Annotated in this window: 13 protein-coding genes; 8 read left to right on the forward strand and 5 right to left on the reverse strand. The window is 60.3% G+C overall.

Annotated elements, in window-relative coordinates:
- The first annotated feature begins 209 nt into the window (after positions 1-209).
- Positions 210-728, forward strand: coding sequence for a glycine cleavage system protein R (locus WA225_RS27110; protein ID WP_016983184.1), 519 nt, complete (start codon positions 210-212; stop codon positions 726-728).
- A gap of 223 nt (positions 729-951) precedes the next feature.
- On the opposite strand, the gene rarD is transcribed toward WA225_RS27110, so the two are convergent.
- From rarD to WA225_RS27135, 5 genes are all read right to left on the reverse strand, one after another.
- The gene (rarD, locus tag WA225_RS27115; RefSeq protein ID WP_158960502.1) at positions 952-1,839 is read right to left on the reverse strand and encodes an EamA family transporter RarD; all 888 of its coding nucleotides are present in this window, start codon (positions 1,837-1,839) and stop codon (positions 952-954) included.
- Positions 1,840-2,031: 192 nt separating this feature from the next.
- Positions 2,032-3,006 carry a serine/threonine protein kinase gene (locus tag WA225_RS27120; protein WP_016983182.1) on the reverse strand — a complete coding sequence of 325 codons (975 nt, stop codon included), beginning with the start codon at positions 3,004-3,006 and terminating at the stop codon, positions 2,032-2,034.
- Positions 3,007-3,172: 166 nt separating this feature from the next.
- Complete coding sequence (locus tag WA225_RS27125; RefSeq protein ID WP_422610322.1) at positions 3,173-5,074, reverse strand: PhoX family protein; 1,902 nt, start codon at positions 5,072-5,074, stop codon at positions 3,173-3,175.
- Positions 5,075-5,144: 70 nt separating this feature from the next.
- Complete coding sequence (locus tag WA225_RS27130) at positions 5,145-5,909, reverse strand: TOBE domain-containing protein (protein WP_422610323.1); 765 nt, start codon at positions 5,907-5,909, stop codon at positions 5,145-5,147.
- A 184-nt stretch (positions 5,910-6,093) separates the two neighbouring features.
- A complete protein-coding gene (locus WA225_RS27135) occupies positions 6,094-6,828 on the reverse strand; it encodes a ComF family protein (RefSeq protein ID WP_422610324.1) in 735 nt (244 codons plus the stop codon).
- A gap of 91 nt (positions 6,829-6,919) precedes the next feature.
- Between WA225_RS27135 and bioB the strand changes: the two genes are divergently transcribed.
- The 7 genes from bioB to WA225_RS27170 all read left to right on the forward strand — a co-directional run bounded on the left by bioB (position 6,920) and on the right by WA225_RS27170 (position 14,003).
- A complete protein-coding gene (gene bioB / locus WA225_RS27140; RefSeq protein ID WP_422610325.1) occupies positions 6,920-7,975 on the forward strand; it encodes a biotin synthase BioB in 1,056 nt (351 codons plus the stop codon).
- Between the two features lie 161 nt (positions 7,976-8,136).
- Complete coding sequence (bioF, locus tag WA225_RS27145) at positions 8,137-9,315, forward strand: 8-amino-7-oxononanoate synthase (protein ID WP_422610326.1); 1,179 nt, start codon at positions 8,137-8,139, stop codon at positions 9,313-9,315.
- Entirely contained in the window at positions 9,308-10,039 is a 732-nt protein-coding gene (locus WA225_RS27150) for an alpha/beta fold hydrolase (RefSeq protein WP_422610327.1), read from the forward strand. Before bioF ends, WA225_RS27150 begins: the two co-directional genes overlap by 8 nt.
- Positions 10,032-10,841, forward strand: coding sequence for a malonyl-ACP O-methyltransferase BioC (gene bioC, locus WA225_RS27155; RefSeq protein ID WP_422610328.1), 810 nt, complete (start codon positions 10,032-10,034; stop codon positions 10,839-10,841). Before WA225_RS27150 ends, bioC begins: the two co-directional genes overlap by 8 nt.
- Positions 10,838-11,518 (forward strand): dethiobiotin synthase, encoded by a 681-nt coding sequence (bioD, locus tag WA225_RS27160; RefSeq protein ID WP_422610329.1) that lies wholly within the window; start codon positions 10,838-10,840, stop codon positions 11,516-11,518. The genes bioC and bioD overlap by 4 nt, the downstream gene beginning before the upstream one ends.
- A gap of 107 nt (positions 11,519-11,625) precedes the next feature.
- Positions 11,626-11,922 (forward strand): pyrroloquinoline quinone biosynthesis protein PqqE, encoded by a 297-nt coding sequence (locus WA225_RS27165; RefSeq protein ID WP_422610330.1) that lies wholly within the window; start codon positions 11,626-11,628, stop codon positions 11,920-11,922.
- 275 nt (positions 11,923-12,197) lie between these two features.
- Positions 12,198-14,003 carry a phenylacyl-CoA dehydrogenase gene (locus WA225_RS27170; RefSeq protein WP_110720737.1) on the forward strand — a complete coding sequence of 602 codons (1,806 nt, stop codon included), beginning with the start codon at positions 12,198-12,200 and terminating at the stop codon, positions 14,001-14,003.
- Positions 14,004-14,022: the final 19 nt, after the last annotated feature.

Genomic DNA, 14,022 nt, shown 5'->3' on the forward strand with positions numbered 1-14,022 from the left:
GCGGAACGGGATGTTCTCAAAAAACCATTGGATTGTTCCAGCTAAATATCAAAAGTTGTACACATAAATACTATGGCCCTCCCGATTAGCTGCTATGGGGCTGCTCCCTCGCCACGGTGCATCATCAAACTATGTGGGGTCGGGCTGAATCAACATGCTTGCCTATACTTGCCCTTCTATAACAAAAGTCATGACAAGAGGGCTGCGCCATGGACCATCTCGTACTCACCGTTTTTGCCCCGGACAAACCCGGGCAGGTCGAGCGCATCGCCCAATGCATCGCCGAACACGGTGGTAACTGGCTGGAAAGCCGCATGTCGCGGATGGCCGGGCAGTTTGCCGGGATTCTGCGGGTGGGCGTGCCGGCGGAGGCTTACGACGAATTAGTCGATGCCTTACAAGCACTGTCGACACATGGCATTCGCGTGCTGATTGCCGAAAGCGGGATCGAGCAGTCCTGCACCTGGAAACCGATCGCCATGGACCTGGTGGGCAATGACCGCCCGGGGATTGTGCGCGATATCACCCGGTTGTTGAGCGAGCAGGGCGTCAACCTCGAACGGCTGGTGACCGAAGTGCGTCCGGCGCCGATGAGCAGTGAGCCGCTGTTCCACGCCGAGGCGATTCTCGCGGTGCCGTTGACCTTGTCGCTCGATGTCCTGCAGTCGCGCCTGGAAACCCTGGCCGATGATTTGATGGTGGAGTTGGTGTTACGCACAGACGTTTAACCGCTGCTGCGGTTATCCAGTTTTAACGTGCACCTGCCTGTGGATAACCTGTAGAGACCGGGCGCAGCGTCAAGCCGGCCGGGGCTTGCAGGGAACTGATCAAAAAACCGCCAACATTCAGTGACTTGCACACAAACGGCGGGGATCACGTTGTGGATAACCTTGGGAAGGAACGTTGCAGGCCACGAGAACCGTGGCCTGCGAAGGTTTGTGCGTTTTTTGATCAGCTGCGCCGACGCAAACTGATCACCGCATCGACGCTATAAACGGCCAGACCGGCCCAGATGAAGATAAACGCCACCAGTGTGCTGGACGATAGATGCTCACCGAACAGCAACACCGCTTGCAACAGCACGAGGGTCGGCGCCAGGTATTGCAGGAAACCGATCGTGGTGTAGGGCAAGTGTCGCGTGGCGGCGTTAAAGCACACCAACGGTACCAAAGTCACCGGTCCGGCGGCCACCAGCCACCACGCTTGCGAGGTGGTCCAGAACTCCGGCTGAGCGCTTGTCGCAGTCTGATTGAACAGCAACCAGGCAATGGCGATCGGCACCAGCATCCAGGTTTCCACCACCAGCCCCGGCAATGCTTTCACCGGTGCTTGTTTGCGGATCAAACCGTAGAAGCCAAAGGTCAACGCGAGCACCAGCGATACCCACGGCAGACTGCCGACTTGCCAGACCTGCTGCGCCACACCGACGGCGGCCAACCCCACTGCGACCCACTGCATGCGCCGCAAGCGCTCGCCGAGAATCAACATCCCCAAGAGCACGTTTACCAGCGGGTTGATGTAGTAACCGAGACTGGCCTCAAGCATGCGTCCGTTGTTCACCGACCATACATAGGTCAACCAGTTGGCCGCGATCAACGTCCCGCTCAACGCCAGAATCGCCAGACGTTTAGGATTATCGAGCAGTTCGCGCAACCAGCCCGGGTGTTTCCACACCATTAGCAGCAGCGCACCAAACAGCGCTGACCACAGCACCCGGTGGATGATGATCTCGACGGCAGGCACTTCGGCGATGGCTTTGAAGTAGATCGGGAACAGGCCCCAGATGATGTAGGCACTCAGGCCCAGAATGTACCCGCGACGCGGGTTGGCGGCTTGCATGCAGAATCCTTGCTCAGGCAGCTGACAAAGGGGGATTGTAAGGAGATTTGTCTACGAATGCCGTAGCTGATTGGTCAGAAATGTGTGAACACACAACCCATGTGGGAGCGAATACGGACTGACATTCAACATTATGCTGACTGAAATGACGCCTTCGCGAGCAAGCTCGCTCCCACAGGATTCAGCTGTGAATCAGAAGAGTTTCAGCGGTTCTTCGTTGAGCGCCGACAGTTGCTCACGCAAGGCCAACACCTGATCACCCCAATAACGCTCGGTGCCGAACCATGGAAAGCTGTGCGGGAACGCCGGGTCGTCCCAACGCCGTGCCAGCCAGGCGCTGTAATGCATCAGGCGCAAGGCGCGCAGCGGTTCGATCAGCGCCAGTTCACGCGGATCGAAATCGTGGAACTCGTTGTAGCCATCCATCAATTCCGATAACTGCCCGAGGCATTCCTGACGGTCGCCGGCGAGCATCATCCAGATGTCCTGCACCGCCGGGCCCATGCGGCAATCGTCGAGATCGACGATGTGGAACATCTCGTCGCGGCACATCATGTTGCCGGGGTGGCAGTCGCCGTGCATGCGGATGTTCTGGTGCGGCGTGTTGGCATAGGCATCTTCCACGCGCTTGAGCAGGTCACGGGCGACGGACTCATAGGCCGGCAGCAGGCTTTTCGGAATGAAGTTGCCTTCGAGCAAGGTGTTCAGCGAGGCGTGGCCGAAGTTCTGCACCGCGAGCGCTTCGCGATGTTCGAACGGCTTGGTCGCGCCGACCGCATGAATGCGCCCGAGCAACTGGCCGAGGCGATACAGCTGGTCGAGATTGCCCGGCTCCGGCGCACGACCGCCGCGACGGGGGAACAGGGTGAAGCGGAAACCGGCATGTTCGTGCAGGGTTTCGCCGTTGTGGATCAACGGCGCCACGACAGGGATCTCGACGTCAGCCAGTTCGAAGGTGAATTTGTGTTCTTCGAGAATGGCTTCATTGGTCCAGCGCTGCGGACGATAGAACTTGGCGATCAGCGGTTCGGAGTCTTCGATGCCGACCTGATAGACGCGGTTCTCGTAGCTGTTGAGCGCCAGAATGCGCGCATCACTGAGGAAGCCGATGCTTTCAACGGCATCGAGGACGAGGTCGGGGGTGAGGGTTTCAAACGGGTGGGCCATGCTGACTCCTGCGCGCAGCAGGCTGCCGCGTCCGGCCCAGCATGGTAGCGCAGATGGCAGGCCATTAGGGGGTTGGTGTCTGCGCTGACGCTATCGCTGGCAAGCCAGCTCCCACATTAGAAATGCGTGTCCCTGTGGGAGCTGGCTTGCCAGCGATGAGGCCATATCAGGCGCCGACGATCCCGCCGTCCTCCCGAGTAATCGCCATCACCGACGACCGCGGCTTGCCATTCGGCAAATGCTCAGGGAAGGTCGACCCGCCGTTCTCCCCCGGATGCTGAATCCCGACAAACAGGGTTTTCTGATCCGGCGAGAAGCTGATCCCCGTTACTTCGCAACCAATCGGCCCAACCATGAAGCGGCGAATCTCACCGGTCTTGGGATCGGCGCAGAGCATCTGGTTGTTGCCCATCCCGGCAAAGTCGCCGGCATTGCTCGAGTCGCCGTCGGTGAGAATCCACAAGCGCCCGGCCTTGTCGAAACCCAAACCGTCCGGGCTGTTGAACATGTTTTGCGGGGTGATGTTCTTCGAGCCGCCCTTCGGCGTCCCGGCGTGTACGCCCGGGTTGCCAGCGACCACAAACAGATCCCAGGCAAACGTCTTCGAAGCGTGATCATCGCGGTCGGTGCGCCAGCGCAGGATCTGCCCGTAGACGTTCTTCTCGCGCGGATTCGGCCCGCCGACGGGTTGGCCATCTTCGCCACGCTTGGCGTTGTTGGTCAGCGTGCAATAAACCTGGCCGTCCTTGGGGCTGACGACGATCCATTCCGGGCGGTCCATGCGCGTCGCACCAACAACACTGGCGGCGAGGCGAGCGTGGATCAGCACTTCGGCCTGGTCGGCGAAACCGCTGCTGGCGTCGATGCCGTTTTTGCCGTGGGTCAGTTCGATCCACTGGCCCTGGCCTTTCGGGTGATCGGGGTTGCTGTCGCCATTATCGAACTTGGCCACGTACAAGGTGCCGTGATCGAGGATGTCGCGGTTGGCCTTGGCGTTGCGATGGTTGATGCGGTCACGGCTGACGAATTTGTAGATGAATTCGCCTCGCTCGTCGTCGCCCATGTACACCACGGCGCGACCGTCATCGGTCTCGGCCAGTGCGGCGTTTTCATGTTTGAAGCGGCCGAGCGCGGTGCGCTTGACCGGGGTCGATTGCGGATCGAACGGATCGATCTCGACCACCCAGCCATGACGGTTGAGTTCGTTGGGGTTCTTCGCCATGTCGAAGCGCGGGTCGTACGGGTGCCAGTTGATCTCGCGGCTGGCAACCGACACGCCGTAGCGCTTCTGCGCCGGGTCGAACTGCTGCTGGGCGTTGCTGCTGCCGAAGCAGTCGGTGAAGTTTTCTTCGCAAGTCAGGTAAGTGCCCCACGGGGTTTTACCGTTGGCGCAGTTCTGGAAGGTGCCAAGGACTTTCTTGCCGTGCTTGTCGGCGGCGGTTTTCAGCAGATCGTGACCGGCTGCCGGGCCGCTGATGCGCAGCGGCGAGTTGCCGTGGATGCGCCGGTTGTAGCGCGAGCCCTGGACGAACTGCCACTGACCGTTCTTGCGTTGCACTTCGATCACCGACACGCCTTCGCAGGCCAGTGCCTTGCGCACGTCTTCGGCCGATTGCGGCATGCCGCCGTGCGGGTAGAGGTAGCGGTAGTTGGTGTATTCGTTGTTGATCGCCATCAGCGCGCGATTACGGTCGTCGGGGAAGGCGAACAGGCTCATGCCGTCGTTGTTGTCGCCGAACTGCACTTCCTGTGCCGCCGCGGTGCCGTTGCCGCTCGGGTCGAACGCCGGGCCGTTCTTTTGCAGGGGCTGACCCCAACTGATCAATACCGAAGACTTGTAGCCTTTGGGCAGCGTGATGACGTCGGTGGTCGCGGCGGCAATGCTCTCGAAACCGAGCAGGCGGCTGTTGCCGGCGCTGACACCGGTGGCCAGCGCGCTGCGGCTCAATAGACTGCCACCGAGGAACATCGCCGCACCGCACAGCGCACCGGCGCCGATAAAACCGCGACGGCTGAGGCCGACCATTTTTTCCAGGTCAGTGGATTGGTTTTCTTCTAATAGGCTCACATCAGGCTCCCTGCTTGGTTTTGGCAGCCACCTTAATGAGCGTCGATGACGCTTTCGTTGCAGAACCTGACTAGAGCGGCGTGCCGATCAGCACGTTGGAGGGCGAAAACTGCACCTGCACCGGTTGCTCGACCGTCAGCCCGCGAGTGCGCAAGTCCAGCGGCTCAGCCAGCGCGCAGAGGGTATGGCCGTTGGACAGGGAGATACGCACTTCGCTGGGGCCGTCCTCGGCGTCGAGAATTTCTTCGATGCTGCCGTTGAGAAGATTGTGACCAGACGTTGCAGATTGATCGGTGCTGAGCAACTCCAGCCAGCCGGCCTTGATCAGCGCCACCACTTCGGTACCGGTTTGCAGTTCCAGATGCACGGTGCTGTCGTGGGTGATCTGCGCGTCAAGGTGCAGGCCCTCAGCCAGTTCGAGGCGAATCAGGTCATTGCGGCCCTGACTTTCAATCGCCACGACCTTGCCGTGCAACTGATTGCGCGCGCTGGTTCTGAGCATCAGCCGACCGAGCAGGTCGAGATCGCTGGCGTCTTCGGCCGCTTCCAGCACTTGCGCCTGCAAGGCTTGCAGCTTTTGATACAAGCGCAGAACGCGCTCGCCTTCACTGGACAATTTCGCCCCGCCACCGCCCTTGCCGCCGACAGCGCGTTCAACCAGCGGTTTCTGCGCCAGGTTGTTCAGCTCATCGATGGCGTCCCACGCCGCTTTGTAACTCAGGCCTGCGCTTTTTGCCGCGCGGGTGATCGAGCCCTGCTCGGCGATGTGCTGCAGCAGGGCGATGCGCTGCGGACGGCGGACGATGTGCTGTGACAACAGGGAAGGCATGGACATGGATGGGTGCTTTTTTGTGGCGGTGGACGTGGAAGTTGGCCGCTAGCGACGCCAGAGTCAAGCCCGACACAGAACCCTGTGGGAGCGAGCTTGCTCGCGAAAGCGGCGTGTCAGTCAACATTGATTTTGAATGTGCTGGCCCCTTCGCGAGCAAGCTCGCTCCCACAGGGAGTATGTGTTGGCTTCAACTTCCGGGTTTCGGCGTTCGCGCCAGGCAATAGACGTCGACCCGCGCGGCGCCAGCGTTCATCAATAGACGCGCAAGCGCCTGCGCAGTGGCGCCTGTGGTCAGCACATCATCAACCAGCGCCAGATGCCGGCCTTTTATCCGCGCATCCGGTGCAATGTCGAAGGCATCGCGCAGATTGCGCTTACGCGCTTTGGCGTCGAGATCCTGCTGGGCATCGGTGTCTTTGACGCGGCGCAGCACCGTTTCCTCGCAAGGCAGGTCCAGCGTTGGACTCAACCATCGCGCCAGCATCGCCGCCTGGTTGAAGCCGCGTTGACGCAGACGCTTGCTCGCCAGTGGCACCGGCAACAACGCATCGGGTCTTGGCAAACCGTCGTCGAAGCGATGTTGCAGGTATTGTCCGAGAACGTCTGCGAGAAGTCGACCAAACGGCCATTTCGCGTTGTGTTTAAAGCGCGTAATCAAGCTGTCCAGCGGGAAGGCATAAAGCCACGGCACCACCACCTGCTCGAACGCCGGAGGCTCTAGCAGGCACTCGCCACAAGTCAGGCCCGCCGCCATCTGCGGCAAAGCGCAGGTAATACAGTGGTCGCCAAGCCAAGGCAGATCAGTTTCGCAGGCAACGCAGAGAGGGAATTCCGTGTCTGTCGGCTCATCGCACAACAGGCAGGTCTGTACGTTTTTTAAACAGATGTAAACCGACTCTTTGTATCGTGGTTGACAGCGCATGACTCTTCCTTAAATATGCCGAACATCCGTGTAGCGCCTGTGGGTATTCCGTTTCCCCAGCCGCAAGCCAAGCATAACCAAGGAATTACCCATGAGCGCGAGCACCACCGCCACCCTGCGTCACGACTGGTCTCTGGCCGAAGTCAAAGCACTCTTCGTACAGCCCTTCAACGACTTGCTGTTCCAGGCGCAAACGGTGCACCGCGCGCATTTCAACGCCAATCGCGTTCAGGTCTCGACCCTGTTGTCGATCAAGACCGGGGCCTGCCCGGAAGACTGCAAGTACTGCCCGCAGTCCGGTCACTACAACACCGGCCTTGAAAAAGAAAAACTGATGGAAGTGCAAAAGGTCCTCGAAGAGGCGGCGCGCGCCAAGGCCATCGGCTCGACGCGGTTCTGCATGGGCGCGGCATGGAAGCACCCCTCGGCCAAAGATATGCCGTACGTGCTGCAAATGGTCGAAGGCGTGAAAGCCATGGGCCTGGAAACCTGCATGACACTGGGGCGTCTCGATCAGGATCAGACCGAAGCGCTGGCCAAGGCCGGCCTCGATTACTACAACCACAACCTCGACACGTCGCCTGAGTTCTACGGCAGCATCATCACCACCCGCACTTACAGCGAGCGTCTGCAGACGCTGGCCTACGTGCGTGAATCGGGGATGAAGATCTGCTCCGGCGGCATTCTCGGCATGGGCGAGTCGCTGGACGACCGCGCCAATCTGCTGATCCAGTTGGCCAACCTGCCAGAGCATCCGGAATCGGTGCCGATCAACATGCTGGTGAAAGTCGCCGGCACGCCGCTGGAAAGCGCCGAAGACATCGACCCGTTCGACTTCATCCGCATGCTCGCCGTGGCGCGTATCCTCATGCCGCAATCCCACGTGCGCCTGTCCGCGGGCCGTGAAGCGATGAACGAGCAGATGCAGGCCCTGGCGTTCTTCGCCGGTGCCAACTCGATTTTCTACGGTGACAAACTGCTGACCACTGCCAACCCGCAGGCGGACAAAGACATGCAGTTGTTTGCACGCCTGGGCATCGCACCAGAAGCTCGCGAAGAGCATTCCGATGAAGTGCATCAGGCTGCGATCGAGCAGGCATTGGTTGAGCAGAAGAGCAGCGAGCAGTTCTACAACGCTGCCGTCTGATTTTTTTGATGCGATACAAAACACTGTGGGAGCTGGCTTGCCAGCGATAGCGGACTAACTGTCGACATCTGTGTTGAAGGTGCCGCCGCCATCGCTGGCAAGCCAGCTCCCACAGGGTCTGTGTCCATCGTGATTCATGTCATCTGACTGTCGAGGCCTGCATGTCTTTCAATCTCGCCGCACGCCTTGCTGCCCGTCGTGCCGAAAACCTCTATCGCCAGCGCCCGCTGCTCGAGTCGCCGCAGGGGCCGCAAGTGGTGGTCGACGGCAAACCGTTGCTCGCCTTCTGCAACAACGATTACCTCGGCCTGGCCAATCATCCGCAAGTGATCGAAGCCTGGCGCGCCGGTGCTGAACGCTGGGGCGTCGGGGGCGGCGCATCGCATCTGGTGATCGGCCACAGCGGCCCGCATCACGCACTGGAAGAAGCATTGGCTGACCTCACCGGGCGCCCGCGTGCGCTGCTGTTCACCACCGGTTACATGGCCAATCTCGGCGCAGTCACAGCGCTGGTCGGGCAGGGCGATACGGTGCTGGAAGATCGCCTCAATCATGCCTCGTTGCTGGATGCCGGGCTGCTGTCCGGCGCGCGTTTCAATCGTTATCTGCACAACGATGCCGCAAGTCTGGCCAAGCGTCTGGAGAAAGCCACCGGCAACACATTGGTGGTCACCGACGGTGTGTTCAGCATGGACGGCGACCTTGCTGACCTACCGGCACTGGCCCGTGAAGCCAAAGCCAAAGGCGCGTGGTTGATGGTCGATGACGCTCACGGTTTCGGGCCGCTGGGTGCGAATGGCGGCGGCATCGTCGAGCATTTTGGTTTGAGTCAGGAGGATGTGCCGGTTCTGGTCGGCACCCTCGGTAAAGCCTTCGGCACCGCTGGCGCCTTCGTCGCGGGCAGCGAAGAGCTGATCGAAAGCCTGATCCAGTTCGCCCGCCCCTACATCTACACCACCAGCCAGCCGCCGGCGCTGGCGTGTGCAACGCTGCAAAGTCTCGAACTGCTGCGCACTGAACACTGGCGCCGTGAGCATCTGCAAACGCTGATCCGCCAGTTCCGCCATGGCGCCGAGCAGATCGGCCTGGAGTTGATGGACAGCTTCACGCCGATCCAGCCGATCATGGTTGGCGATGCCGGCCGTGCGGTACGTCTTTCGCAAATGCTCCGCGAGCGCGGGCTGATGGTCACCGCGATCCGCCCGCCGACCGTGCCCGCTGGCAGCGCACGACTGCGGGTGACCCTGACCGCTGCCCACAGTGAGGCGCAGGTGCAGCTATTGTTAGAAGGACTGGCCGATTGCTTTGCCCAACTGACGTCGGAGCCAAGCCATGCGTAATCGCCTGATTCTGCTGCCCGGCTGGGGCCTCGGCGTGTCGCCGATGGAGCCTCTGGCCGCCGCATTGCAGGGACTCGACGAACACCTGAAGGTCGACATCGAGCCGCTGCCGGAGCTGGACTCCAGCGATCTGCAAATGTGGCTCGACGAACTCGATGAAAATATTCCCCAGGATGTCTGGCTCGGTGGCTGGTCGCTGGGCGGCATGCTCGCCTCCGAACTGGCGGCACGTCGCGGCGAGCGCTGCTGCGGTTTGCTGACGCTGGCGAGCAATCCTTGCTTTGTTGCCGATGAGCAGTGGCCGAGTGCGATGCCGGGAGAGACCTTCGACGCGTTTCTCGCCGGTTGCCAAAGCGATCCGCGCACAACTCTCAAACGGTTCTCGCTGCTTTGTGCTCAAGGCGCGCAGGATCCGCGCGGCTTGTCGCGATTGCTGTTGGGCGGGGCGCCGAACACCGCGCCGGCGGCGCTGATGGCGGGACTGGAACTGCTCGCGCAACTGGACATCCGTGAAGCATTGCAGGCGTTTCGTGGCCCGCAGTTTCATTTGTTCGGCGGGCAGGACGGTCTGGTCCCGGCGGAAGCGGCAGGGGCGTTGTTCGCCCTGTTGCCGGATATCGAAATAGGTCTGATCGAACAGGCCTGTCATGCGTTTCTTCTGGAAGACCCACACGGAGTAGCGGGTGCGATCCAGGCTTTTTTACATGAGTGCGGTGATGACTGATTTGTCTCTTGTGCTGCCTGGCGGCTTGCCTGACAAGCGTCAGGTCGCGGCGTCTTTTTCTCGCGCGGCGGCCAGTTACGACAGCGTCGCCGAGTTGCAACGTGATGTCGGTACACAGTTGCTGCAGCGCTTGCCGCTGGGTTTCACACCCGCACGTTGGCTGGATCTGGGTTGCGGTACCGGTTATTTCACCCGAGCACTGGCCTCGCGTTTTACTCAGGGCCACGGTTTGGCGCTGGACATCGCCGAAGGCATGCTCAATCACGCACGGCCCTTGGGCGGCGCCGAGCATTTCATTGCTGGCGATGCCGAGCGGCTGCCGTTGCAGGATTCGACCTGCGACCTGATTTTTTCGAGCCTGGCGGTGCAGTGGTGTGCGGATTTCGAGGCGGTGCTCAGTGAAGCCTTTCGTGTGCTGAAACCGGGTGGGATTTTTGCGTTTGCTAGTCTTTGTGTAGGGACGCTGTTTGAGCTGCGTGATAGTTGGCGGCAGGTCGATGGGCTGGTGCACGTCAATCGCTTTCGCGAGTTCGCTCGCTATGAGCAATTGTGTGCAGCCAGTGGCTTGCGTACGTTGAGCCTGGAAAATCAGCCTCACGTGCTGCATTACCCGGATGTGCGCAGCCTGACCCATGAATTGAAAGCTTTGGGTGCGCACAATCTGAATCCGGGGCGGCCGGGCGGTTTGACTGGGCGGGCGCGGATTCTCGGGCTGGTCGACGCTTATGAGCAGTTCCGTGAGGCGTCGGGATTGCCGGCGACTTATCAGGTGGTCTACGCCGTGTTGGAGAAACCCGTATGAGCGCAGCCTATTTCATTACCGGAACGGACACCGATGTCGGCAAGACCACCGTCGCCGCCGGATTGCTGCATGCGGCGCGTTCGGCGGGATTGAGTACGGCGGCGGGCAAGCCGGTAGCTTCCGGGTGCGAAGTGACGCCGAAGGGGCTGCGTAACGCCGACGCGTTGGCATTGCTGGCCGAGTGTTCGTTGCCGCTGAGTTATCAACAGGTCAATCCGGTGGCGTTCGAGCCGGCGATTGCTCCGCATCTGGCGGCGCGCGAGGCGGGCGTGGCGCTGACGGTGCAATCGCTGCTGGCACCGATGCGCGAGATTCTCGCGATGAACGCCGATTTCACCCTGATCGAGGGCGCGGGTGGCTGGCGCGTGCCGCTGGCCGATCAGGACAATCTGTCGGACTTGGCGATTGCGTTGAAGCTGCCGGTGATTCTGGTGGTGGGTGTGCGCCTGGGCTGCATCAGTCATGCGCTGCTGACGGCCGAGGCGATTGCCCGTGATGGCCTGCAACTGGCCGGGTGGGTGGCGAATATCATCGATCCGAAGACGTCGCGGCTGGAGGAAAACCTCGCGACATTGGCTGAGCGGATTCCGGCGCCGTGTCTGGGACGCGTGCCGAAACTGAAGGTTTTGAGCGCAGAAGCGGTAGCCGATCATTTGCAGCTGGATCTGCTCGACTAAGTTTTTCTCTATGGGCAGGCACTGTGCCATTAGTGTTTTTGACGGGTGTTTTTCTGGCGCCTCTGCTTCAATGACGCCATTGATCCTTCCCAAGGATGAGAACCGTTATGGAAATCTCCGGTAACACAGCTTTTTATGCAGGTCTGAGCTCGATTCAGAGCGGGCAGAACCGCGTCGATCAGGCTGCCAGCCAGATCGCCAACAACACCATCGAGCGTTCGGTCACCAGCCAGTCTTCGGAAGCGCAGATCGATCGTCTGCGTGGTGTGGATCGCAGCCAGCAAATGGATCTGGGCAGTGACATGGTTCAGATGGCCCAGGGCAAATTCCAAGTGGAACTGGGGGCGAAAGTCGCCAAGGCATCCGACGAAGTGCTCGGCACGATCATCGATACGTTTGCCTGATTTCCCCATCGCTAACCTGCTGAACGCCGCGCCTTGTCGCGGCGTTTTTCGTTGTAAGTCCTTCTCCCTCAACTAATCTTTTTTCAGCGCCCATGACTCGTTCGAGCTCATGACGGTTTGCTGTGTGCGGTGTTTGAAAAATCCGATGACGAACGGCAAAAGATCGATGCTTGACAAGATTTCGGCGTAAACGTATGTTTCAAACAACTGTTTGACCGTCACAACAAATCAACACGGTCGTTCATTCCCGGTTACATCAGCAGAGGTTTATCGCTATGCCTGACTACAAGGCCCCCTTGCGTGATATTCGCTTCGTTCGTGACGAGCTGCTCGGCTACGAAGCGCACTATCAGAGCCTTCCGGCTTGCGCAGACGCAACTCCGGACATGGTTGACGCCATTCTCGAAGAAGGCGCCAAGTTTTGTGAGCAGGTACTGGCACCGCTGAACCGCGTGGGCGACCTCGAAGGTTGCACCTGGAGCGAGTCCGGTGTGAAAACCCCGACGGGCTTCAAAGAGGCTTACAAGCAATTCGTTGAAGGCGGCTGGCCAAGCCTCGCTCACGACGTTGAGCACGGCGGCCAAGGTCTGCCAGAGTCGCTGGGTCTGGCAGTGAGCGAAATGGTTGGCGAAGCCAACTGGTCGTGGGGCATGTACCCGGGCCTGTCGCACGGCGCGATGAACACCATCTCCGAGCACGGCACCCCTGAGCAGCAAGAAGCCTATCTGACCAAACTGGTTTCCGGCGAATGGACCGGCACCATGTGCCTGACCGAACCGCACTGCGGCACCGACCTGGGCATGCTGCGTACCAAGGCCGAACCTCAGGCCGACGGTTCCTACAAAGTTTCCGGTACCAAGATCTTCATCTCGGCCGGTGAACACGACATGGCCGACAACATCGTCCACATCGTACTGGCCCGCCTGCCGGACGCACCGGCTGGCACCAAAGGCATCTCGCTGTTTATCGTTCCAAAGTTCATGCCCAATGCTGATGGCACCGTCGGTGCACGCAACGCGGTGACCTGCGGTTCGCTGGAACACAAGATGGGCATCCACGGCAACGCCACTTGCGTGATGAACTTCGACGGCGCTACCGGTTACCTGATCGGCCCGGCGAACAAAGGCCTGAACTGCATGTTCACCTTTATGAACACCGCACGTCTGGGTACCGCTCTGCAAGGTCTGGCCCATGCCGAAATCGGTTTCCAGGGCGGTCTGAAATACGCTCGCGACCGTCTGCAAATGCGCTCGCTGACTGGCCCGAAAGCGCCGGAAAAAGCCGCTGACCCGATCATCGTGCACCCTGACGTACGTCGCATGCTGTTGACCATGAAGGCATTCGCCGAAGGTAACCGTGCGATGGTGTATTTCACCGCCAAACAAGTCGACATCGTCAAATACGGCGTCGATGAAGAAGAGAAAAAGAAAGCCGACGCACTGCTGGCCTTCATGACCCCGATCGCCAAGGCGTTCATGACCGAAGTCGGTTTCGAGTCCGCCAACCACGGCGTACAGATCTACGGCGGCCACGGCTTCATCGCCGAGTGGGGCATGGAGCAGAACGTCCGCGACAGCCGCATTTCGATGCTGTACGAAGGCACCACCGGTATCCAGGCACTCGACCTGCTGGGCCGTAAAGTGCTGATGACTCAAGGCGAAGCGCTGAAGGGCTTCACCAAGATCGTCCACAAGTTCTGCCAGAACAACGAAGGCAACGAAGCCGTTGCAGAATTCGTCGCACCGCTGGCCGCGATCAACAAGGAGTGGGGCGAGCTGACCATGAAGGTCGGTATGGCTGCCATGAAAGATCGCGAAGAAGTCGGCGCCGCCTCGGTGGACTACCTGATGTACTCCGGTTATGCCTGCCTGGCTTACTTCTGGGCCGACATGGCGCGTCTGGCGGCTGAAAAGCTGGCAGAAGGCAGCGGCGACGCAGCGTTCTACACCGCCAAGCTGCAAACCGCGCGCTTCTACTTCCAGCGCATCCTGCCGCGTACCCGTACGCACGTGGCCACCATGCTGTCGGGCGCCAACAACCTGATGGACATGAAAGAAGAAGACTTCGCACTGGGCTACTAAGCCTTAACGCGGTCTTTTG

It is taken from the genome of Pseudomonas sp., assembly GCF_049300855.1.
Classification (GTDB): domain Bacteria; phylum Pseudomonadota; class Gammaproteobacteria; order Pseudomonadales; family Pseudomonadaceae; genus Aquipseudomonas.

Coding starts and splice junctions, on each gene's coding strand:
- bioB (WP_422610325.1), top strand. CDS start 6,920: ATGAGCGCGAGCACCACCGCCACCCTGCGTCACGACTGGTCTCTGGCC.
- WA225_RS27150 (WP_422610327.1), top strand. CDS start 9,308: ATGCGTAATCGCCTGATTCTGCTGCCCGGCTGGGGCCTCGGCGTGTCG.
- bioD (WP_422610329.1), top strand. CDS start 10,838: ATGAGCGCAGCCTATTTCATTACCGGAACGGACACCGATGTCGGCAAG.
- WA225_RS27110 (WP_016983184.1), top strand. CDS start 210: ATGGACCATCTCGTACTCACCGTTTTTGCCCCGGACAAACCCGGGCAG.
- rarD (WP_158960502.1), bottom strand. CDS start 1,839: ATGCAAGCCGCCAACCCGCGTCGCGGGTACATTCTGGGCCTGAGTGCC.
- WA225_RS27135 (WP_422610324.1), bottom strand. CDS start 6,828: ATGCGCTGTCAACCACGATACAAAGAGTCGGTTTACATCTGTTTAAAA.
- bioF (WP_422610326.1), top strand. CDS start 8,137: ATGTCTTTCAATCTCGCCGCACGCCTTGCTGCCCGTCGTGCCGAAAAC.
- WA225_RS27120 (WP_016983182.1), bottom strand. CDS start 3,006: ATGGCCCACCCGTTTGAAACCCTCACCCCCGACCTCGTCCTCGATGCC.
- WA225_RS27170 (WP_110720737.1), top strand. CDS start 12,198: ATGCCTGACTACAAGGCCCCCTTGCGTGATATTCGCTTCGTTCGTGAC.
- bioC (WP_422610328.1), top strand. CDS start 10,032: ATGACTGATTTGTCTCTTGTGCTGCCTGGCGGCTTGCCTGACAAGCGT.
- WA225_RS27130 (WP_422610323.1), bottom strand. CDS start 5,909: ATGTCCATGCCTTCCCTGTTGTCACAGCACATCGTCCGCCGTCCGCAG.
- WA225_RS27165 (WP_422610330.1), top strand. CDS start 11,626: ATGGAAATCTCCGGTAACACAGCTTTTTATGCAGGTCTGAGCTCGATT.